The following is a 23,585-nucleotide window of genomic DNA, read 5'->3' on the forward strand; positions in this document are numbered from 1 at the left end:
TAGAAAGCATTCCTACATACCAATCAAAATTGCTCTTGAAAGCATTACAGCAATCAGGAATTCGCTTTTTACATTGGAAGGGCAACCAGCACATTATGGATTCACTGGAAGGTAAATCCGACATGGAAATCCTTGTGGATCCCAAGCACAAGGAGACTTTTGAATCCATTCTGAGAAAACTCAAATTCAGAAAAGCCATTAGCCCAAAGTGGAATACCTACCCCAAAGTTGAGGACTGGATAGGTTTTGATCAAAAAACAGGGAATTTACTCCACTTACATACACACTATGCCATAGTTACTGGAGTCAAATATGTAAAACACCTTTACCTACCCTGGCTAGAGGAATATTTCTCCCAGTTGAAAACAGACGAAAAATCAGGCTGGCCGATCCCAAAACCTGAATTGGAATCATTAGTCCTCTTCATTCGCATTTGGGCAAAGATGCCCCTAACAAATAGGATTAAAAAAGCTCCGGAAGTATCGAAAGAACGACTAGAAGAGTTGGTAGGTTTACTCCAACAATGTGAGGACCAAAAGCTTCTAAAGACCTGTTGGAATTTGCAACTTAAAATCCCTGAGGGATTTATGGATGCCGTCAAAAAAATCAGATTAGAAGCTGATCAAAAAGAAACTGTTCGGATCGCCAAATACTTTTACACACAAGTAAAAAGACATTATCGAAAATCTTGGATCAGTTCCTTGGCCCAATCCTATTACTATACTTATTACCTCAAAGTAACTTCTTTTTTTTTTCGTTTCTTTTCTCCTATGAGTTATAAGAAAAAACTTCTCACGGGAGGAAAAATCATGGCATTAGTAGGGAGTGATGGTGCGGGAAAGAGCACCTTATGTGAAGACATCGTGAAATGGCTTACTTTCAAACTGGATACACATTATTTCTATATGGGAAAATATCCTTTTATCCGGTCTTATAATAAAGTGCTGTTTTCACCTTCCAAGCTTCTTCATTCTAAGACCAAATTCTCAAAAAAACTTAGAAAAATACTAGGAGATTATTATTACCTGATCCTGCCGCAACGAAAAATAGACATGCTTCAATTAGCCAAAAAAATTAGCCTAGGCGGCAGTTTGATTATATGCGACCGATTTCCTCAAAACAATGTCCTTCATATGCACGATGGCCCACATCTTCAAAATGGGGTGCAATCAAAAAAATCAGCCAAAGAATGGTCCTTATTCAAAAAGATCGAAATGATGGAACCTGATATGATTTTCAAATTAAAGGTAAGTCCGGAAATAGCTACCCAACGGAAGTCAAGCCATGATACCGAAGCCATCAAACGAAAATGTGAAAATCTCGATAATCTTTCATTTAGACATGCCAAGGTAATAGAAATCAATGCCTGTCCGCCCTATCATGAGGTATTATTAAAAATAAAAAATGAAATCTGGAACAATCTTTCATAAAAAAAATGAATCCTCACCCAAATATAGTCGAAATCATAGGAGTCCCAGGAGTAGGTAAATCTTCTGTATTCAAAGAGCTATGCAATGAGTGGAACAGCAAGCAGAAGTGGACACATTTAGATGCTCTGATCAATCAGGGCAAAACCAAGTCTAATGGGTTTATTAACCAATCCATTAATCTTATTAAACGTTTCTTAAAAGTCAAAAAACATCAATCCTTTGAAATTAATAAGGGCATTCAATATGCCCACAACAATGAAGTACTGAGTCAGTTCTTCTGGCAACATTTATCCAACACCGAATTTGAAGCAAATGCAGACCCAGCCCTTAGATTCAGGTCAGCCTTTTTCCTTTATAGGGACTTTTGTCGCTATCAGGCCATACATGATAATGCCAATGGCATACCCTGTATCATGGATGAAGGCTTTTTGCAAAAGTCCTTTTTGGTGCATAAAGACAAAAAAATCATCGAAGCAGTCTTGGATGATTACTTATCCCTTATACAACTGCCCAAAGCGGTAATTTGGGTCCATGTTAGGCCCATTCATATTATCTTGGACAGGATCAAAATGCGAAAAAAAAGAATCGCATCGCATATTGATCTTGGTGATGAAATGTTAAAAATAGAAACCAAAAAATGGATGCGGCTAATCAAGTTGCTCATTAAAAAAGTAGAACAGAAAGGTGTCCGTATCTACAAAATCGATGGTAGGGATTCTATAGAAAACAACGTAAAAAAAGTAAAATCCATTCTTAGCAGTTTATCATGATCAATCTGTTTTTTCTGGTAACAGAGTTTGTCCTGTATGGCTTTTCCATCTATCTATTATGCTACAGGGATGATAGGATTCTCTTTTACTTACCTGTAACATTCTATGCCTACTTTATGATTAATCCAGTCGCTCCGGCTAGTTTACATTATTTATTGACCAGCTTGTTAATTGGAAAAATCATTTATTACCATCCCAACTTTTTAAAGAACAATATTTTTGCAGTGCTTCTAGCACTGCTGTACTTTTTTCTATTGCACAAAACTGATGACTTCGTCTCGATAAGACCCCACATGTTTTCAGTTACTTCACTTTTTATTTTTATTTCACTGACCCCTGAGGTTTATAAAAAATATAGTAGGCAAGAGTTGTTCCATGAACTATATCAATCGGCGATCATTATTTTGGTACTGTTTGTATTAAATGCATTGGCTTCTACGGCCAGTGGATATGCACCCACAGAAATGTATGGTATCACCAGTGGGCTTTTATTTGGGAATCAGGACACTACCTATTTCAATATTCTTGCATTTGCCTTTTTCGTGGCTATTTATAGATTGACCAGCCAGCAAAGGCCCATGGAATTGATCATTTTTATTGTTGCGCTGGCTTTTATCATGCTATCTCTTAGAAGATCTGCAATGGGACTGAGCGCATTAGCAGTCATAACCATGTTGTCCATTCTTGTTTTTAGGGGGAAGGTAGACAAAGTAGTGGGATTTGTTCTGTTAAGCGTATTTGCTGGAGCAATTATCTTTTTTAGCACCGACTTTATCCAAGAATTCATCCACCGCTATGAATTAAGGAAATTGGACGAAAGGGAGTTGGCAGAGGAAAAGCGCTTCTTTGAATATGATATGCTTTTCAGGGACACCTTTATCAGCTATGACTATGATCCTTGGCTCGGATATGCCTTATTCGACAGTCCGGGAAATTATGGAAAAGGAGCCTTTGGGGACAGATCCCTACATGGTGATCTTACGAATATATTTCATTCGACCGGTTTAGTAGGCTTATTACTCTACCTCTCCATGGTCACCACAGCATTTGTACAGGCATTATTAAGGGTAAAGTCCATCACTGATTTGTTGATTATCTGTTTTTGTGCCATTGCCTTTAGTGTGTATACCATTACAGGCCGGTATACCCAAGTGGACAGTATGCTAATGATGATTCTTTTACTAATGCTTCCGATGGGTAAGATAAGAAGAAAAATTCTCAACAATGAGGTGTCTACCAATAACGCTAGCCGACAGCTCTCCTAAGTATTTTCGATGAACAAGACTTTACAAACCAACCACAATGGTATGCGCTTTTTGTTTTTAGATGCAAAAATCATCAATATCATCTCGAAAAATGAGAAACCTTCTGGAGGAGCTGCTGTCCAGTCTTTTGGCTGGGCAAAAGGTCTTGTAGAAACTGGACATGAGGTTTTCATTATGACCGATCTCATCAAGGGGGGAGAACTAAAAGAGGAAGTGAAAGATCTCCAATTAATCCCACTATATGATGAGCGAAAAGGCTTAAGGTGGATACGATGGATATATTACCGCTTTCCTGATTTGTATACAAAAATAAAAAAGATACAACCAGATTATCTCTATCAAAGTGTCCCGGGCTGGAGTAGTTTTTTGATTGGTATCATTTGCAAGCAATTGGGTGTGAAATATATTTTGCGTATATCCAACGATTACTTTTTGGATGATAGGTTTAAAAATATGCATTCTACTTTACATGGCTTCTTCATGAAATTAGGCATGGGAATGACCGATATTATTCTTTGCCAGAACGATTACCAACTTGGCCAGTTACAAAAAAAACATCCACATATCAGAACAAAAAAAATCACTAATCCCATTCTTTATCAATCAAACAATAGTTTGGTTGGTGATAAAAAGAAAAGGAAATACATTGCTTGGTTAGGAATATTTCAGTCACAGAAAAATCTGAAACTATTATACGAAATCGCCACAATACTCACTGACACCCATATTTGTATTGCTGGAAAAGAAACCTCAAAAATAGATAAAACTAGCCTTCTTTATCTAAATAAACTAAGAACCATGCCCAATGTGACTTTCATGGGATTTGTGGACAGAAATGGAGTGCTCCCCTTTCTTAAAGGTGCTAAATTCCTGTTAAACACCTCTCATTACGAAGGTTTCAGCAATACATTTCTTGAAGCAATGACGGTAGGAACCCCTATCCTATCTACTCCAAATGTAAATCCAGATGGTATTATAGACAGACATCAGCTGGGATTGATCTATGCGAATGCCAACCAACTTTCAAGTCAACTGGATTCATTGAAACCTGAAGAATACAAACAACTATCAGAAAACGTCATTGACTATGTATCTAAAAACCACAACTATAAAATATTAGCTAAGAACTTAGTAAATATCCTTCAAGCAAACTGAGAACAGAATGGAAAAAATTAATTTTCCCTCTCGGGTAAAAAGCAATTTGGTCAATTTCAAGTGGGCCATTATACACACATTCTTTGGTCTCAGGTACCAATTATCATTGATATTTAAGCTACCCTTACAAAAACAAGTGGAATGGTTATCCCCTCCTATTAGTCCTCCTGTTTATTGGATTAGCATTGATCGGGTGGAATACCATGGCAGCTTGGCCTACCCTCCACGAGGAAGATGGTGCCATACAGATGACTGGGATCTCCACAAAATATATAAACTCCCCTCAATTTTTGAAAAAGTCCCCAAGGATGCTAAAAAGTATGATGTACACCAAACCATCAGAAAAATGTTTCTCCTCAAAAAGAAATACAAAAAAACACCACAATATAAAAACATGATGGACAAGGTGAAACATGGAGATCCTAATCCACCACAAGGTTGTTACACGCAAAAAGCTATAAAAGATTATTTCAAACAATTGAAAAAAGCCTATAAGTCCATGAAGGAAAAGGGCTATCTGACCCAAGCGCAGCAGGGAAAATCTCCCGTTGAGGAAATTCGCCTTCATGTGACCCGAAATGGCAAGCTTTGCCTAGGCACAGGAGGGAACCATCGGATAAGAATGGCAGAACTACTTGGTATCACTAATGTCCCATTTTTATTAAGGGGAATCCAAGCTGAATGGGTAATGAAATTATGCAAAGAAACCGGTCTTCCTCCACACAAGGCCTTGAAAAAGTGGATAAATGAAAGTTTTTCAACTGTAAAATCTATTGGGTCCACTGATAACCACTCCATCCATATGACAAAAAAAATACAAAAACGGATACTTTTCTATATAGGAAGCTTACTGGCCGGGGGAAAGGAACGCAGACTTTTGGAATTATTGAAGTTTCTAAAAGCCAACAGCCATATAGAGATGATGCTGGTCCTCACAGTGGATAGAATTCATTATATGGAATTTCTGGATTTAGGCATTCCCATTAAAATTCTTGACGAAAGCAACAAAGGATTCAAACTCAATATCATTTCCCGCTTTTATCGACTTTGCAAGGCTTTCCAACCTGATATAATCCATACTTGGGGAGCCAAACAAACCTTATATACCCTACCAGCAGTTTATAGGCTAAATATCCCTTTGGTCAATAGCCAAATTGCCTCTGCACCGCCAAAAATACGCAAAACTTCCGTCGGATATTGGATCAATGAACTCAACTTCAAATTTTCCCATCTTGTGTTATCCAATTCTAAGGCAGGCATAGAGGCCTATTCACCTCCTGAAAGTAAAAGTAAGGTTATATACAATGGACTTAGCTTTAGCAGGTTTGAAAACCTTCCCAACAAAGAATCCATAAAGGCTAAATATCAGGTTAAATCCCCCTATTTGGTGATAATGTCTGCTTCATTCTCCCCCAATAAGGATCATAAACTATTCCTTGAAATTGCCAAAAAGGTAACCGCTTTGCGGGAAGACATATCTTTTTTGGGAATTGGAGCCCATGACCATCCAGACAACCCTTTTTTTTCAGAGGTTTTGAAGGCATCCGAGGACTATCCCAGAATTAATTACCCTGGTAGGATTGACGATGTAGAAGCACTGGTCAATGCATGTGATCTGGGCCTGATGTTTTCCAATACCTCAATACATGGAGAGGGCATATCCAATTCCATCATGGAATACATGGCCTTAGCAAAACCAGTCATCGCCAATGATGCTGGCGGCACAAAAGAGCTGATATTTAATAATAAGAACGGTTATTTGATAACCGATCACACCATAGATCAAATCGTAGAAATGGTCATTGAGCTGATTGATAATAAAGAAAAAAGCCAACGTTTTGGTAAGAGAGGAAGACAGATCATAGAGGAATCCTTCACCATCGAAAAAATGGGAAAAGGGTTTATGAAGGTTTACGAGAACTGCATGGTCAACAAGATCTCATTTGGAAATGAGAAATCATCCCATATTTCAGTTCTTAATAAACCGGAGTATGTCCAAAGTAATAGTTAAAACCATCAAGGTCTTCTCCCTATGAAAATCCTATATGTAAGTAGATCAAAAACCCATAAACCCCACCCCTTCATTTTTGAACAAGCCAATATTCTGTCCAACCATTATGGACATCAAATTGAACATTATTTGATCAATAAAGGAGGCCTCTTGGGCTATATCAAATCCAGTTTTTCAATTTATAGAAAAGTTAAAACACATGCTGTAGAAATCATCCATGTCCACTACGGACTTTCTGCCATTGCTGTAATTATTGCGAGGATGCTGTCCATGAAAAAAGTAAAGGTGATCATCACTTTTCATGGAAGCGACATCAATAAAGGAAGTGAAAGGATCTTTTCTTTGTTTGCAGCTAATTATTCTGCCCACAATATCCTGGTATCCCACAAAATGTCCAGATTCTTTCATAAAAACTATTCCATTATTCCCTGTGGAATTGACACCCAAATAGAATTGAATTTCAGAAAAATGACCAGACAGGAAAAGGGCTGGACTGATGATGATTTTATCATCCTCTTTTCCTCAAGTTTTGACAGAAAGGAAAAAGACCCTGAATTTGCATTCAAAGTAATTAACTACTTTAAGGCTAAATGTCCACATAAAGTAATATTCATAGAACTAAAGGGCTACCACAGAGAGCAAATCACACAGCTAATGCAAGCTGCTGATGTCATGCTGTTGTGCAGTCATATGGAAGGCAGCCCTCAGGTCATCAAGGAATCCATTTTAAATTCATTACCTGTGATCACCAATGATGTCGGCGATATCAGGTTCATTTGTGAAAAAGTAGACAATTGTTTTATTGTCCCCAAAACCTTGGATGACTATGTATATTATCTCAAATACCTATCTGAAAGAAAGCTACGTATTCGTAATAGAAACCCGATTTTAGAAAAATTTGACAATCAGCAGATTGCTCAAAAAATAAATAAAATCTACTGCGATGTAAATAAAAACTAATCCTTGAACCGTATTTCTGAAAATGAGAAAAAAAAAGAAATAAGTAACTGGTTATAATACTATTACATATCACAATAAGCGGTTTTCAGTCCTCAACACCTCCTATTTTTCGGCCATTATAATTTTCACTCGATATTATGAAGCTACTCATCGATATTAAACATCCTGCCCAACTCAATTTGTTCAAAGCCCTGGCCAAGGAACTAAAAGAGGAAGGTTCGGAAGTAACCATCTGCTATCTGAAAAGGGGGAAATTACCCAAGATTATCCAAGCTGAATACCCTGGATTTACGCCTATTCCAGTAGGTAGCAGCAAAGGCACCAAATGGTCAATTATTTGGCATGGAAACCTTAAAAGGACGGCTTCCTTTCTGTCATTGATCAATAAAAACCATTATGAAATCTGCATCGCTGCCAGTAGCATTCCACTGGCCATGGCATGTAAACTTACTTCCACTCCCATCATTCAGTTTTATGATGATCCAGAGAGAGGCCAGGTAAATAAGATCAATGAAATTTTGTCCGATCAATTGTTCTTCCCTCCCATTGTGGAAGCCAATGGCAAGGTTTCCACCTTCAATTGCCTGAAAGAATGGAGTTATCTGAGCCCAAAAAGATTCAAACCAAACCCCAAAATCCTGCTAAACCAAGGCCTTAAACCTTATGAATATGTATTTATCCGTGAGGTCAGTAATAAATCCTTCAACTATTACGGACAGCAAGCAGACATTGTCCAAGCTTTTTCCAGTGATATTCATGCAGAAGCCCAGGTCATACTTTCACTTGAGGACAAAAGTAAGATAGACGATTATCCCAAAACCTGGAAAATACTTGAAGAACCTGTAGAAGATATACATTCCTTGATTTACTATTCAAAACTTGTGATCTCCTCTGGTGACAGCATGGCCAGGGAAGGAGCCATGCTGGGTGTTCCCAGCGTTTACTGTGGGACGAGGACCATGAAGGCCAATGAAATCCTGATGGATAAGGGCCTTCTTCAACATTTACCCGGTGAAACAGCCCTACCTTTTATCAACAGGACCATTTCCAATCCATTTGACCAAGAAAATCAGCATATAGTAAGAGAGGTATTGATGGCTGATTGGTGTGATATGGTAGATTTTATGAAAGAAAAAATTCAATACTATAAAAGACATTAATTATGAATATTTCAATTTTTGGATTGGGTTATGTGGGATGTGTCAGTCTAGGCTGCCTCGCCCAAAATGGCCATCAAATTACAGGGGTAGATGTCAATGAGTTTAAAGTTGGACTGATCAACAAAGGGAAACCTACCATTTTGGAGAAGGACATCGATCATATTATTTCCAAAGCCCATAAAGAGGGAAAAATCAACGCTACCACTTGTGTAGATGAAGCCATAAACAATACCGACATAAGCATTATCTGTGTAGGGACACCTTCATCTCCACACGGGCATTTGGATCTTTCCTATATCTATAGGACCGCTGAAGGCATTGGTGAAGCGTTAAAAGAAAAAGATAGTTTCCATATCGTGGTCATTAGAAGTACAGTACTTCCTGGCACCAATCAAAAGGTAGGAGAAATCATCGCCGGACAGTCCCAAAAAGTCCGAGGGAAAGATTTTACCGTCATTTCCAACCCTGAATTTCTCAGAGAGGGTTCAGCTGTCAAGGATTATTACCATCCGGCGGTTACCGTCATAGGCGGAGATCATAAAGAAGCCATGGACAAAGTAGCCTCCATTTATGAGCAACTTGATGCGCCTGTAGAAATAACCGACATAAAAATTGCAGAATTAATCAAATACGTCAATAACTCTTTTCATGCACTAAAAATCACCTTTGCCAATGAGGTGGGAAATATTTGCAAAGCCCTGGAAATTGATTCTCACAAAGTAATGTCCCTTTTCTGCATGGACAAACATTTAAACATCTCCAGCACCTATTTCAAACCTGGATATGCCTATGGCGGTTCTTGTTTACCCAAAGATCTCAAAGGTCTAGTAACGCTTGGACATGATAATTACCTGACCACACCTGTCCTAAGCAGCATTTCCCCTTCCAATGAAGCCCAGAAAAAAAAGGCCTATCAACTGATCGAAAATAGCGGCAAAAAAAATATATGTATGATTGGCCTGAGTTTTAAGGAAGGCACAGATGACTTGAGGTACAGTCCCTCAGTAGACTTATCAGAAACACTTATTGGAAAAGGCTACCACCTTACCATCTTTGATGAGAATGTTCAGCTTTCAAAGTTGATTGGCGCCAACGAAGCCTATATCAACGAAAAACTGCCTCATTTATCCGAACTGCTATCCACCGACTTGGAGCAAGCCATCCAAGATGCTGATGTAATTATCATCAACCATAAAAGTTTTGATCCTGCCCCCTATATGCCGCTATTGGAAAAAAAAACTAAAGTCATTGATTTGGTAAGGCTTGATCAGATAATGAAACTGCCAAACTATGAAGGCTTATGTTGGTAACAAGATGCCCATCTTTTTTACTTTTTGAAAATTACTGAAGTCACAAATCCCCACACGAGTATGTCCCTAGCCCATCAAAAAACAATCGTTCACTCCCTCCCTCATTTATTAACGGGAAAGGACGTTTTGGAGCGCATAAAAATGCCTGATTTCCTAGCTCGATGGGACAAACTATATGAATCATGTGAATGGAGTACAGTATTTCAAAGCAGAAAATTTGTTTGTGCTTGGTATGAAACCTATTCCGAGGAATATACCCCTATCATGGTTATTGATGAAAGTGAACACGAATTAAAAGGCCTCCTAGCCATGACTGTCCTGTTCAAAGGGAAGGACCTAAATCAGCCTAAAATTAAAGCAAAAATAGTAGGGGCTGGTCATTATGATGCTGAATACCAATCTTGGCTTGCACATCAAAACAATAGTGATGATTTTATCACGTCCGCCCTGGAATTGATCAAAAGTGCATTTCCTCAGTGTGATATCTATTTCAGGTACTTAATACCTCAAGTGCCCATGAATTGGCTCGAAGCGAAGGAAAACTGGAACAAAAATGCAGTCAAACAAGCATACAAAAGGCCATTGGTAAGAATGGATGACCCAGAAATCGGCCTGCTTTTCAAGAAAAAAGAATTCAAGAACAAACATAATCGCTTAAAAAGACTAGGTAACCTCAGCTTCGAAAAGATCATCAACCTAGATGAGTTTAATGCTATTCTCCCTATTCTAATCGAACAATTTGAATTTCGCCAACTTGCCATGTTTAATAAAAGCCAATTTTCAGACAAGCCTGAAAAAGTCGCTTTTTTGAAAAAACTGTTTGAGCTCGGACTTTTACACACCACCATTCTTAAAGTAGATGATGATATTGTTGCTTCCATATTAGGCCTGAAAGAAAAAAACTGGTACCACTTAGGGGCCATCAATACCCACTCTCCCATTTATGGAAATCATTCTCCGGGATTTGTCCACTTTATCCTATTGTGCGAACTCCTCTCTCATGAGTCCAATATGAAATTTGACCTGACTCCTGGTGGAGATGCCTATAAGGAAAGAATGGCCAATGACCATGATTTTGTTACTGAACTTTGTATTCCACACAATGCTATGTTCAAAAGGAGACAATTCGTGAAATATCAGTTTCACAAATATTTAATGAAATTTAACGTTCGCCCGATGTCCCTTCAGCTTTCTTTGAAAAAGGCAAAATACGATTTTAAGCATTGGTTTAAATCCCTAAAAGCCAAGGGAGTCGTCACCACGCTATCAAAACTACAACTCCAAAATGCTAATGGTGAAGCCTACCTTCATATCCTCCACAGTAAGAAAAAAGAAGGTTTAGCCAATGTTAAAATGGATAGCCTACAAGACTTGCTCTATTATGAGGAAAACCAAAAAGGGACCAGCTCTTGGGATTTTCTGAAAGATGCCATGTTAAAATTTGCACATGAATTTCATGCCATCACATGGGTTGAGAATGGCAAATTGCTTGGCTATGCCTGGCTAGCCGAACCGGACAGATGGGAAAAGGTTTACCAAAAACAGTTGCCCGCATCTGAAAAACACCCCGTGGTGGTTGATATGGGATATCATCCTGCTGCAAAGGACCAATTGGGTTTGTTTCTAATGAGCATTGCCCAGAAAATCCAACAATCAAAAAATAACAACAAAGTAATTTTAAGTATCAGCCATAAAGAAAAACAACTATTACAAAAAGTTGAGGAACTGGCATCAGCAGTATCCTAAATCTCTCCTAAATTATCATCATCACCAACCTGAGTCAGGAGGACTCCCTATATGAGTTTAAGAAGAATGGCCATTTGGCCTACCTTGCCACCAGACACCTATTTTAGGCCGCAGAGCAATTTCAAACCTTTTCCACTGGACCAGGAAAATTGCCGAATATTCAGCCTTGCGAGGCATGCTATTTGGAATGCCTGCAAGACCATCGGTCTGAAAGAAGGAGATGTAATTCTTGTCCCAGCATATCATCACGGATCAGAGATAGAATCACTGATACAGGCTGGATTGACCCTCAGGTACTATGAACTTAATGAAATGTTAGAACCCTCTCCTGAGGAATTGGAAGGACTTCTGGATGAAAATGTCAAAGCCTTTTATATTATACATTATTTGGGCTTTCCTCAGAATGCCAAATTCTGGAAAGAATGGTGTGATCAACATCAAATCATGATGATAGAAGATGCAGCCCAATCCTTTCTGGCCACCTATGAGGGCCAACCTTTAGGATCTTTTGGACAGATCGGTGTATTTTGTCTCTATAAAACCTACGGAATTCCTGATGGTGGAGCAGTAGTATGCACTGTGCCTCCAGCACCTCCCATCAGCAAACAAAGTTCTGGAATATGGCGGGCATTTAAGCGGCATTTTAACTGGGTGGCTACCCATCGACCGGAACTGGGGTCTATTCATCTTGTATTTAGCCCAGCTCTAAGATGGCTAAAAAAACAGTGGGACCGACCTCATCAAGAATTCGACATGAACGATCCAAATACTCCTGCCGCCAAAATGAGTCTAAATTTACTTCCAAAATTACTTTCTGAAGAAACAGCCCAAATAAGAAGAGATAATTATAACTATCTACTCAAGCATTTGTCTGAAGCGGTTCCTATTCCCTTTAGACATTTGCCTGAAGGAGCAAGTCCATTTGCTTTTCCTGTGGAATTGGAAACCCCAGATACCTTCCTAAAACTCATGAGGAAAAAGGGAGTCATGGGATTGTTATTTTGGATCAATCCCCACCCTTCTCTACCCGTAGAAGATTTTCCCCATAGCAAAAAACTGAGACAAACAATTTTAGCTTTACCGGTCCATCAAGAACTCAACCAAACAGAATTGGACCAAATTATAAAGGCGGCCAAGGAGTCCTTCTATATCCTTGAATATGCATAAGTATTGATTTTCGATCGCCATCTACCATAGTTTATTTAACCTTAGTGATTTTTATGACTAATTCCTCTATTTTCAAAGAGCGAATAGATTCAAAAAATATAATCTATTCCCTCAACCTTTATCGCGGAAATGAAGCTTTTGAAATTCTTACCAACCAAAATTTTCAGCGTGGATGGGACAATCTCTATTATCACTGCCCTTGGGCAACCGTGTTCCAGCACAGGAGTTTTATCAGTTCTTGGTATCAAATGTACCAAGAAGAATTTCAACCGATCATCATCAGCGAACAATATGGAAAAGTCATCACAGGAATAATCCACCTGGCTATTCCGACCAAAGAACTCAAGAAAAAATCAATGGTAAAAATCCATGGTGCGGGAGAATTTAATGCAGAATACCATGCCTGGTTAACCAAATCAAATAATAATTCCTTCATCAAAACTTCGCTGAGTTTATTATTAAGGGAGTTTCCAAAATGCAAAGTAATCTTAAGGTACCTGCCCCCAGAGACTCCATTGAGTTGGACAAATAGTCACCAGTGGAAAAGAAAAATCATTCTGCAAGCTTCCAAAAGACCATTAATGGACACCTATCATCCGGATTTCCCCAATTTGCTCCGAAAAAGACACCTAAAAGCAAAATACAACAGAATCAACAAGGCGGGGCATTTGAAATTGGAAGAAATCAATGATACTGATGAATTCTCTAAATTGCTGTTATTCTTAAAAGACCAATATGATTTCAGGCAAGGTGCCCTATTTAATAAAAATCAATTCCGGGATGACCCCAAAAAAGCCCCTTTTCTAAAAAGATTATTTGATGCTGGTTTGCTCCATGTCAGTACTCTAAAATTAAACGATGACATTACAGCTGCTGTTATATCCATGACCGATAAGAATTGGGTGCATTTGGCAGGACTTATCTCTCATTCACCTTTTTATTCCCAATATTCGCCCGGATTGGTACAATTGTACATGCTTGGTAGAAAATTTTATTTTGACCATATAGAGGTCTTTGACCTCACGCCTGGAAATGACCCTTATAAAGATCGACTAGCAACCCATAATGATATAGCTTATGAACTGGTCATCACAGAAAACAAGTTATTCAAATACAAAAGAGCTGCACGAAAAGCTTTCTTTGACGGACTTTACAGATATGGCATCTTACCTCAAAAATTAAAATTACAGTTTGAGAAAAATGTATATATCTTCAAAAACAAATACAAATACCTCCTAGCCGCTGGAATGCGATCAATTTTAATGCATTTGTCTGCTTCACCATCGACAAAACCATTTGAAATCACTGATGAGCAAATCAAAAATGCTCCCCAAATAATTTTTAAGATAAACCACTTGGAAGACCTTCTAAACTATCAACAAGGAAGAAGTACCTTGACAAGGTGGGAATTTCTGGATAATGCACTAAAAAGATTTGAAGAGGGACAAAATTCCTACTCTATCTCCAAGAATGGTCAATTGGAATTCTGTGCATGGATCATAAAAATGAATAACAAGGATAAAAAGACAGGAACAAATGCTTCCCTGCAAATAAAACTTGACTACTGTTTTATACGAGACAGATCATTTGAAAAACAGCATTTAGCAAGTCTCTATCAATTTATCAAATGCTCCGAAAAAACAGATCAGATCATTTTCAATCATTGATCTGATTCTTAAAGCTTTTTTGATTGTCCTTTCATATCTCATTAGAAATAAGATGGCAGTAGAAAAGGTACTATCCAACAAAAACATAACACAGATGGAACGTGAAACTCCAGAAATAGAATTACTTTTTGGAGAAGAAGTGCTCGATCGGCTTTCTTCCGCAGAAATACCAGACCTATGGAATACTCTTGTTGGAGCATGTCCTTGGGCAACTACATTTCAAAGATTTGAATTTGTAAACACTTGGTATAATTTATATCAAAAAGAATATATACCAGTTTTGATCTTGGAAAGCAAAAAAGATCGGCTTACTGGAATATTTCCTTTGGCCCTAAACAAAAAAAAGCAACTCATCGCTGCTGGGGCTGACCAAGCGGAATACCAAGTTTGGGTTTATCATACTGAAAATTGCCATTATTTTTTGGACAGGTCACTGCATTTACTTTGGAGTAAAATTCACCCTTCTAAAATAACATTGAAATACCTGCCTGAAGGGAGTCCCATGGAAACCTTTTCTCAAAAGCATTTTTGGAGAAAAAGAAGCCATATAAAAACACATAGACACCCTGTTCTTGAGACCTTCAGCGAAAAACCCTATGTTGAAATCCGAAAAAAGAATAAGCGAGAAAAGCTCAACCGCCTTAAACGACAAGGCGACCTCCAATTCAGTAAAATCACTAAAATAGATGAATTTACTGAAATATTGGACGAATTGATCATACAAAGTGACTTCAGAAAGGGGGCTGTCTATAACCACATGATTTTCAAAGAAGACCCCTTGAGAAAATCTTTTATGTTAGCACTTTTTGAAAAGGAGTTATTGCATGTTTCCACCCTAAGGCTAAATGACGAAATCATCGCTTCAAATGTGGGCGTGGTGGGAAAAAGTTGGGTCCATCTTCAAGGTATCAATACCCATTCCCCTTTTTATGCAAAACACTCTCCAGGAATACTCCATTTCCTGATGTTAGCCCAAGATTTGAAAGCTGAAAGTATTAAAATATTTGACCTCACTCCTGGAGCAGACACTTATAAAAGTAGTTTGGCAAGCGAGTTCAAAAAGGCTTTTGAACTTACCATCCAAAATCCACAAAAAATTCACCTAGATGAATGGAAAAATAATTTTATTGTCAAGGCAAAAAAGCAACTGGAAAGCATGGGCTTCGATGAGGCAAGTCTGAGAAAGCACAAATCCAATTTTCTTTTTATAAAAAATAAGTGGAAACACTTACTTAGACAAAATCCCGGAATTCATCTTCAAAGGGTCTACAGGGACAAAACACATTTCCCTAACCCTAAATTCTTTGCCATTAACAAGCAAATTCCAAATGGTCAGTCAATCAATATTCAAAAAAACAATTTAGGTGATTTATTAAAATATGAGCCCAATGATGAACCGCTTCCCATGCAAGCATTTCTGATGGACTGCATGAAAAAACTCGAAGAAGGCCAAGAATGCTGGACTTATGTGGACAAGGATAAACTCCAAATTTTGGCCTGGTTTACAGTAAATCCCAAAAACAGCTCAATCCCAAACGACGAAATCAAACTTCCCCTGCTCAATGGAATCATTCAGGAATTTTACCTGAAAAACTCAGCGAATCCCCCTATCAAGGCATTTTTAAACCAGCTTATATCACTAAAAAATATTGATGGAAAAGAATTGTTGTTTTATACCAAGGACAAAAATATTCAAAAAATTTTAATGGATTTACAGGTTCCTATTTAATCAACAAAATGTAATTATTGTTGAATTTTCAGGAGAGCAAACAGATTATACAGACCATAGAAAACCCAAATTAAACTTAACATGACCCCTAATTTCAGTAATATTTTTAAATGGAGCCTTGCCCAAACAATAATAGGAGCAGGACTAGTTAAAAGTGCCATCAAAAGAGCCATGAATGGCGATCATATTTTGGCAGTTTATTTTCATGATCCCAGCAGAAAAGAATTTGAGTCTGCCGTAAAATGGCTCTTGAAAAATGAATTCCAATTCATCTCTCCAGAAGATTTATTAATGATTGCCCAAAATAAACAACCGTTCCCCAAGGGGGCTATCATGATTACTGTAGATGATGGATGGAAAAATAATGAGGAAAACATTGTAGAAGTGGCCAACACCTATAAAATCCCCGTCTGTATCTTCGTGGCTACAGAAGCTATAGAAACAGGAAATTACTGGTGGCCCAAGGTCATTTATGCCAACAAAACCCTCCAAAAGGACATCCCTGATGTTCAAGACCTTAAGAAGGTATCTAATGAAAAAAGATTGGAAATCATCAATAAAATCAAAACTACAGATAAAAACGGGCGTGAAGCCATGGACATCAAACAGATCATAAGAATTTCCAAATCTCCCTATGTACATATTGGTGCCCATACCCATACCCATCCAATTTTACCGAATTGTTCCTATGAGCAATCACTGGAAGAACTCAAATCTTCCAAAGAAAAACTGGAAAGTTGGATAGGAAAACCCGTGATCTCTTTTGCTTATCCCAATGGTGACTTTACCAATAGAGAAATCAACCTTCTCAGCCAATTAAATTATCAACTGGCATTCACCTGTGAACCTACGGGCATTAAAAGGCAAAACCTCTTGAGTCCGTACAAAATCCCAAGATTTGCATTTTTGGAGGGAGCTTCAATGGCTGAAAATATCTGTAGAATGGTAGGAATCTGGCAACCGCTCAGAGACCAATTCAGGTATACTTTATTTCATCAAAAAGCAGAATACTCGGAATATAAATTCCAAAAGCAATCCTAAAGTTTCTTAATATAATTTGGTGAACGAGGGTAAACTTTATCTGGACATTTCTTCTGGCGTGCTATTTTCATTGCCTATTCTAATATTATCAAAGTACAGCACCCTTAGTTGTGTATCTGTTGTTTTATGGCCATTCCATGCCCATTTGTAAAGACCTACTTTCCATCTAGGATTTTCATATCCAGACTTCATATTTCTTCCCTCTAACTGAAGCACCTTTTCTCCATTCATCCATATTCTTACTATTCCCTCTTCATTTGGCGAATGCACTAGATGAAAGACAAATTGCGTCCAACTATCCTTGGGAACATTGGTCAAAATATGGTCCTTGTACCTATTGTCATTGCCTATTGAACGGAAAATAAGTTGATCATTCCTTACCTGTAGTGAGTTGGGAGGACTACCTGCGCCTCCTTGATGCCATTGGCTAATGATTTCCCTGTAACTATCTTTTTGAAAGAAATCCTCTGGAAAATAAACAGCAAAAGAATACCAACGATCCATCATAACCTGTTCCGGAAACAATACTTCTGCTCTGGTTCCATTGGCCACCATATCATCTGTATCACGAAGCTCAAACCTTCCAGCATATTGACCTTTAAATACCGGTGCCTTGACTAATGAAAATGAATAGTCTTTGAATAGTTGTTTGTGAGCTATACTTAAAGATGAATTTCCCTCAAAGGTTTCTTCAAATAATAGGGAAAGAGAATTTTCTAGGACCTTATTTCCCATAAAGCTCGTATTTTCCCCTTTTATAGGTGACTCCTTGTCAGCACATGAGCAAAAAAACACAATAAAAATCAGTCTTAGTATCACTTTTCCTAAATATTTCTTCTAGTACAATATAAGCAAAAATAACCACAACAAACTGATTCACAACACAATAAACCTTATTCAATATCTTTTTTGGAACATTTTACCAGCTGAAATCCCTAGGAACAAACCAAATGCTTTTACTTTACAGCAGTCCAACTCCATATAAATAGATTCTATTGATTTTTTCATCCAATAAGACCTGAAAAAGAAAAACTTCAGAATAGCTTATAATCCAATAATGCAACCATAATATCGAAGGGTATATGATCCTCCGATACCTTCCATTTGCAAATGCAAAAGAGGGGAAATCTAATTTCTAGATCTCCCCTCTTTTGCATCAAAATAACTAATTCAATTATCCAATTGTAGTTGAATTCCCCTCTTCAATTGTGAACCTAAAAACTTCAGTATTTCCTGTTATTTTCTCCCCATCCACTTCAAAGAAAGGAGTGATTTCCAATTCATAATCGCCAGGGTATAAACCTTCCCCATACCAGAAATTCCCATTACCATCGTCACCGTTTAAGGAGAAAGGAGCACTTTCACTTAGATTGCTTCTATTCGCTGCTCCACTAAGATCTAGTAAAACTTCCACAGGAGCGGTTCCTTCATAGTTAGGCACGATAGACAATCTATGGTCTTTGGCCGTAATGATGGATCCAGAATTGAATTGTCCAATCTCCTTATCTGAACTGGTATTGATCAAACTCAGACTTTGGATATCAAATGAAGGCAGTTCAGGTGCAACACTTGTGTTTTCCAATATTGCATTTTCATCAGCCGTTATGATAGTAAATCTAAATTTCTCTGCAGGACCAGCTACTTTCTCTCCATTTACATTATAATAGGGAGTTACCAAAAGCTCATAATCGCCAGGATACAGACCATCACCATACCAGAAATTCCCATTACCATCATCACCACTTAAGGAGAAAGGGGCCGTATCATCTAAAGAATTTTTGCTCGCCGCACCGCTCAAGTCAAATTTAACCTCCACAGGCTCACTTCCCGCTTCAAAATTTGGAACAATAGAAAGCCTGTGATCCTTCGCACCAATTGTTGCTTGGTCCAGAAAATCACCCACCGCCTCATCACTACTGGTATTGATTAATGTCAAGCTGTGTACAGGACCTTCACTAGGAAGTTCATTACCTTCTTCTGGATCCGGAGTAGGCTCTACTACACCTACTTCTCCACCTAAGGAAGACATTTCCTCAAAAGAAGCATTCTCATCCCCCATTCTGACATTATCAAAATACATGATTCTTTGGTCTGCGTCAGTGGTTTCGGATCCATTCCAGTCATCTTTGTAAATACCGATTTTCCATCTTGGCAAGCCATAGTTTTTGTCGATATTTCCCCCTTTGATATCAAGAACCTTCTCCCCGTTCATCCAAACTTCAACTAATCCATCACTACCTGACGAGTGAATGATGTGGAATACAAATTCATTCCAAGCATCTTTTTTAACTGCTGCTACATCATAATCTTTTCTTTCCTCCTTAGTAGGTCCACTCTTTAAGAAAAAACGATCTTCTTTTATTCTAAAAGTAGTCGTAGGACTACCTGATCCACTTCCTTGGTGCCACTGGGTGATAATGTCATTATTGCTATCCTTCTCAAATCCATTAGCAGGAAGATAAAGACTATAGGAATACCACCTTTCATTTTCCGATTGTTCAGGAAACAAAACCTCTGCTCTAGTACCATTAGATACCATATCATCATCATCATTCAATTCAAATCTTCCTGAGTAAGCACCTTGGAAAACAGGATTATTCGCTACTCGGAAAGAATGGTCTTCTGATAGCTGTTGGTGGGTAAATGACAAGGGGTCACTTCCTTCAAAGTTCTCTTGATAAAGAATATTTGGAGAAGTAGATAAACCTGTAGCTTTTTGGATATCAGCTCCTTCTATATTATCCTCCATCATATTACAAGAAGAAATTCCCCCAGCCAAAAGGGTGATGCCTAATAGGCTTTTAAAATAATTGTTGTTTACTTTCATTGAATTTTTCAATTTTTTATTTACGAAGTTTGTTTTACTTGGTGTTAAAGGTTATTTATCTTGGATTTACTCTTTTCATCGTTGTGTTTGGGCAATACTTTTCCTCATCCAGTCTTAAAACTGGATAAACCAGGCCTTTATGTAGGAATGATTTGGCTATTTGTCTTTTCCGTTGCCTTTTCCGGGAATTGGTTTTCCTGCATTCCCTGCTTCAGGATTTGAATCAGCAGTAAGTTTACAGTCATCACCAGAGGTCTCTTCTTCCTCAGGATTCGTAATTGCAGTCTCTTCCTCTTCTTCTGGAGATATGCTGCTAATATCATCGCTTCTAGAGGTCATCTCTTCATAACTGGCATTTTGGTTACCCAGCCTTACATTATCAAAAAACATTACTCTTCTGTCTGTATCAGTGGTTCCCGATCCATTCCAATTATCCTTATAAATCCCTATCTTCCATCTAGGCAGTCCATAATCTTTATTCATATTGCCACCTTCTATATGGAGGACTTTTTCTCCGTTCATCCAAACTTCGACCAGACCTTCACTCCCAGATGAATGTACAATGTGAAATACAAACTCATTCCATGCATCTTTCTTCACTGCAGCAATGTCATAGTCCTTCCTCTCTTCTTTGGTGGGACCACTTTTCAAGAAGAAGCGATCATCCTTGATCCTTAGTGTAGTTGTTGGACTTCCAGACCCACTTCCTTGGTGCCACTGACTGATAATATCGTTATTGGAATCAATTTGGAAATCCTTAGATGGCAAATAAAGGGAATAAGAATACCATCTTTCATTGTATGACAGCTCAGGAAACAACACTTCTGCCCTTGTCCCGTTGGAAACCAAAGGATCATAATCATTTAATTCAAAACGACCTGATCCCGAGCCATTTACAACTGGAGACGAAGCAATTGTCAAGGAATAATCCTCTGACAATTGCTTATGTGCAAAGGAAAAAGGATCACTCCCCTCAAAAGTCTCTTGGTATTCAATATTGGGTGAACTTGATATACCAGTAGCTGCATGGAACTCTTCTTTTACAATGTTGTCTTCCTCGAAGTCGGTCATTTCACAAGAAGTAGAAACTAAGCCAATGACCGAAAATGCTAATAAACTTTTTAAAGCGTTATTGGTGATTTTCATTCGTGAGTTTAAGTTTAATATTGATTTATTTAAAGGTTGGGTACTCTATTTGATTAGGTGCTTATCATCTACTAATGATATACTGAAGTCAGATTCCAAAAGGGCAAAGAAATATCAGCCTACATCTTGCAGTAGTTCAAATTTTACGAGTTGATTTTATTTCGTATTAGAAAGAAAATCGCTGATTTTCAGACCAATTCCCCTAGCATAACCGGGAAAATCTTTTGGATGATTTCGGTTTCCCAACAAGCCAATAACTATGCCAGTGAAATAACTGTAAATCACCCTTTTAGCTTAAATAAAAACAAGTGGTCAAAAACCATAAACCAACGACATGCATTAATAAATGAAAAATTATACAATCAAATAAATAAAAAATCGAAGTGAAAAAAACATCATGGAAAGATTGAAAATCTAACTAAACCGAAAGAAAAACTGTGTATTAAGGTACACATTATGTAGAAATACATTTTAAAAAAGTAGAGGTTAATAATTAATTTTTTCTATTAATGCTTCAATGATTAAAAATAAATTAAAACCATAAACATACTGATTAACAGTAAGTTATACACTTTAACAAAAATAAACCAATGTACAAAAACCGAGTAGATACACACTAAAAGTGTGGAAGTACACATATTCCACACTTTATCTAAAAAGAATTCTTGTGTGTTTTCCTACTAAAAATAGTCAAATAAATAATTTTCAAATCAAGACACATCGTCCAATGCTCCAAATACCATAAATCATGCATTATACGCTGCTCTTTCTGCTCAAAAGTTTCAGTTGGACCTCTCCAACCATTTACCTGTGCCCACCCCGTTATTCCAGGCTTAAAGTAATGTCTTACCATGGCTTTATCTACATTCTTTTGAAATTCCTGATTCAGAAAGCTTCTATGTGGCCTTGGCCCCACCACACTCATATGTCCCATAAAGACATTGGCAAACTGAGGTAATTCATCAATGCTATATTTCCTCAAAATCTTTCCTATTTTGGTAATCCTTGGATCATTGAATTTAGTGGAAACCTTTCCAGTCTCATCATTCTTTTTCATGGTCCTAAATTTAAACACCCGGAAGGGCTTGCTTCCCTGACCAATCCTTACAGGGCAATAAAATACAGGGCCGGGAGAGTCCAATTTTATCAGAATGGCTACTACGATAAAAATCGGAGACAACATCAAAAGCGCTACACTGGAGAAAATCCAATCAAAACATTCCTTAAGGAAAAAAGACCATTTATTATCCAAGGGCATTTGCCGGACATTTACCATATCCAATGCTCCTTTTCTGACCACCTTGTATTCCTTTCCTAGGATATTTCCATAATCAGGAACAAACCTTACACGGGTGCCATAATAATCAGCAGTCTTAAGGATTTTTTTTATTTCCTTGGAACATTTTACCGGAAGGGCCACTATAATTTCATCCACTGGGTTTGCCGCAATATAATCTCCCATGTGGCTGACATCACTCACATACCCTGCTGCCTCGTATGTATTTTCCTTCTCAAGATCGTCCTCCTTATACCTTATAAAACCTTTAATTTGGTAACCCAAATTGGGATGCCCTTTGTAATATGTATTTACCTTATTTACCATTTCCCCCTTCCCTGTAACCAAAACATTTTTCAGTCCATTACCATTTTGATTAATCCTGTTGATGATACTCAGAATAATAAAATTGGTAGAAATCCCAATCAAAGGAAAGCCTATGGAAAAATAGATAACTACCTTTCTAAAAGTTGGAGGAAAAGTAAAGATCAAATATATCAGTCCAAAGAGCACCACCAAAATTGCGCTGGCTTTGACATAATTAAAAATTCTACTTGAATAGTCTCCCTTATATTCAAAGAGGTACAACTTCCGCCATATCACTATGATAAACCAAAGGGAGGTCAATGCAAAAAACAATAACCAATCCACTGACTGCACACCATTTTCTTTACTCAAATAAATAGATAAGAGAAAGGTCAGACCTAAGGTTATCACATCCCATACAAAGAAAATTCCTGAAACAAATCTATTGGTACTATTCATATATACAAGTTTAAAAATTGACTGTCACAAAATATGTTGTCATCCAAAGGGATAATCAAAACACGATGATGCTTTGCATCAAAACTAAACTACCAATCACCTTTATTTACCTTAATAAATATCCTTTCATACACGATTTTAATGCTTTCACCATCATTTC

Annotated in this window: 17 protein-coding genes; 13 read left to right on the forward strand and 4 right to left on the reverse strand. The window is 37.7% G+C overall.

All coding sequences use genetic code 11. The features are described 5' to 3' along the window. Positions 1–35 precede the first annotated feature (35 nt). The 13 genes from KZP23_RS20275 to KZP23_RS20335 all read left to right on the forward strand — a co-directional run bounded on the left by KZP23_RS20275 (position 36) and on the right by KZP23_RS20335 (position 17,411). Positions 36–1,430 (forward strand): nucleoside/nucleotide kinase family protein, encoded by a 1,395-nt coding sequence (locus KZP23_RS20275; RefSeq protein WP_226333627.1) that lies wholly within the window; start codon positions 36–38, stop codon positions 1,428–1,430. A gap of 5 nt (positions 1,431–1,435) precedes the next feature. Continuing rightward, complete coding sequence (locus KZP23_RS20280; RefSeq protein ID WP_226333629.1) at positions 1,436–2,200, forward strand: hypothetical protein; 765 nt, start codon at positions 1,436–1,438, stop codon at positions 2,198–2,200. Beyond that, the gene (locus KZP23_RS20285) at positions 2,197–3,465 is read left to right on the forward strand and encodes a hypothetical protein (RefSeq protein WP_226333630.1); all 1,269 of its coding nucleotides are present in this window, start codon (positions 2,197–2,199) and stop codon (positions 3,463–3,465) included. The genes KZP23_RS20280 and KZP23_RS20285 overlap by 4 nt, the downstream gene beginning before the upstream one ends. A gap of 9 nt (positions 3,466–3,474) precedes the next feature. Next, on the forward strand, positions 3,475–4,620 hold the full coding sequence (locus KZP23_RS20290; protein ID WP_226333631.1) for a glycosyltransferase family 4 protein: 1,146 nt from the start codon (positions 3,475–3,477) through the stop codon (positions 4,618–4,620). A gap of 7 nt (positions 4,621–4,627) precedes the next feature. Further along, positions 4,628–6,631, forward strand: coding sequence for a glycosyltransferase (locus KZP23_RS20295; protein WP_226333633.1), 2,004 nt, complete (start codon positions 4,628–4,630; stop codon positions 6,629–6,631). Between the two features lie 21 nt (positions 6,632–6,652). Then, a complete protein-coding gene (locus KZP23_RS20300; RefSeq protein ID WP_226333634.1) occupies positions 6,653–7,591 on the forward strand; it encodes a glycosyltransferase family 4 protein in 939 nt (312 codons plus the stop codon). Between the two features lie 137 nt (positions 7,592–7,728). Further along, positions 7,729–8,751 carry a DUF354 domain-containing protein gene (locus tag KZP23_RS20305; RefSeq protein ID WP_226333635.1) on the forward strand — a complete coding sequence of 341 codons (1,023 nt, stop codon included), beginning with the start codon at positions 7,729–7,731 and terminating at the stop codon, positions 8,749–8,751. A gap of 2 nt (positions 8,752–8,753) precedes the next feature. Beyond that, complete coding sequence (locus KZP23_RS20310) at positions 8,754–10,061, forward strand: UDP-glucose dehydrogenase family protein (protein ID WP_226333636.1); 1,308 nt, start codon at positions 8,754–8,756, stop codon at positions 10,059–10,061. A 141-nt stretch (positions 10,062–10,202) separates the two neighbouring features. Beyond that, positions 10,203–11,807, forward strand: a complete 1,605-nt coding sequence (locus KZP23_RS20315; RefSeq protein WP_226333638.1) for a GNAT family N-acetyltransferase — start codon at positions 10,203–10,205, stop codon at positions 11,805–11,807. Positions 11,808–11,858: 51 nt separating this feature from the next. Next, positions 11,859–12,974: a DegT/DnrJ/EryC1/StrS family aminotransferase gene (locus KZP23_RS20320; RefSeq protein ID WP_226333640.1), complete on the forward strand. Its 1,116-nt coding sequence runs from the start codon at positions 11,859–11,861 to the stop codon at positions 12,972–12,974. A 53-nt stretch (positions 12,975–13,027) separates the two neighbouring features. Next, entirely contained in the window at positions 13,028–14,641 is a 1,614-nt protein-coding gene (locus tag KZP23_RS20325) for a GNAT family N-acetyltransferase (protein WP_226333641.1), read from the forward strand. Positions 14,642–14,735: 94 nt separating this feature from the next. Then, a complete protein-coding gene (locus KZP23_RS20330; protein ID WP_226333642.1) occupies positions 14,736–16,370 on the forward strand; it encodes a GNAT family N-acetyltransferase in 1,635 nt (544 codons plus the stop codon). 81 nt (positions 16,371–16,451) lie between these two features. Then, positions 16,452–17,411: a polysaccharide deacetylase family protein gene (locus tag KZP23_RS20335; protein WP_226333643.1), complete on the forward strand. Its 960-nt coding sequence runs from the start codon at positions 16,452–16,454 to the stop codon at positions 17,409–17,411. Between the two features lie 36 nt (positions 17,412–17,447). Here the strand turns inward: KZP23_RS20335 and KZP23_RS20340 are convergent, their stop codons facing one another. The 4 genes from KZP23_RS20340 to KZP23_RS20355 form a co-directional block, all read right to left on the reverse strand. Continuing rightward, the gene (locus tag KZP23_RS20340) at positions 17,448–18,146 is read right to left on the reverse strand and encodes a polysaccharide lyase (protein ID WP_226333645.1); all 699 of its coding nucleotides are present in this window, start codon (positions 18,144–18,146) and stop codon (positions 17,448–17,450) included. A gap of 439 nt (positions 18,147–18,585) precedes the next feature. After that, positions 18,586–20,238 (reverse strand): polysaccharide lyase, encoded by a 1,653-nt coding sequence (locus KZP23_RS20345; protein WP_226333646.1) that lies wholly within the window; start codon positions 20,236–20,238, stop codon positions 18,586–18,588. A gap of 156 nt (positions 20,239–20,394) precedes the next feature. Continuing rightward, the gene (locus KZP23_RS20350; RefSeq protein WP_226333649.1) at positions 20,395–21,384 is read right to left on the reverse strand and encodes a polysaccharide lyase; all 990 of its coding nucleotides are present in this window, start codon (positions 21,382–21,384) and stop codon (positions 20,395–20,397) included. 652 nt (positions 21,385–22,036) lie between these two features. Next, a complete protein-coding gene (locus KZP23_RS20355) occupies positions 22,037–23,425 on the reverse strand; it encodes an undecaprenyl-phosphate glucose phosphotransferase (RefSeq protein ID WP_226333650.1) in 1,389 nt (462 codons plus the stop codon). Between the last annotated feature and the right edge of the window lie 160 nt (positions 23,426–23,585).

This window comes from Echinicola marina (assembly GCF_020463795.1).
Lineage (GTDB): Bacteria > Bacteroidota > Bacteroidia > Cytophagales > Cyclobacteriaceae > Echinicola > Echinicola marina.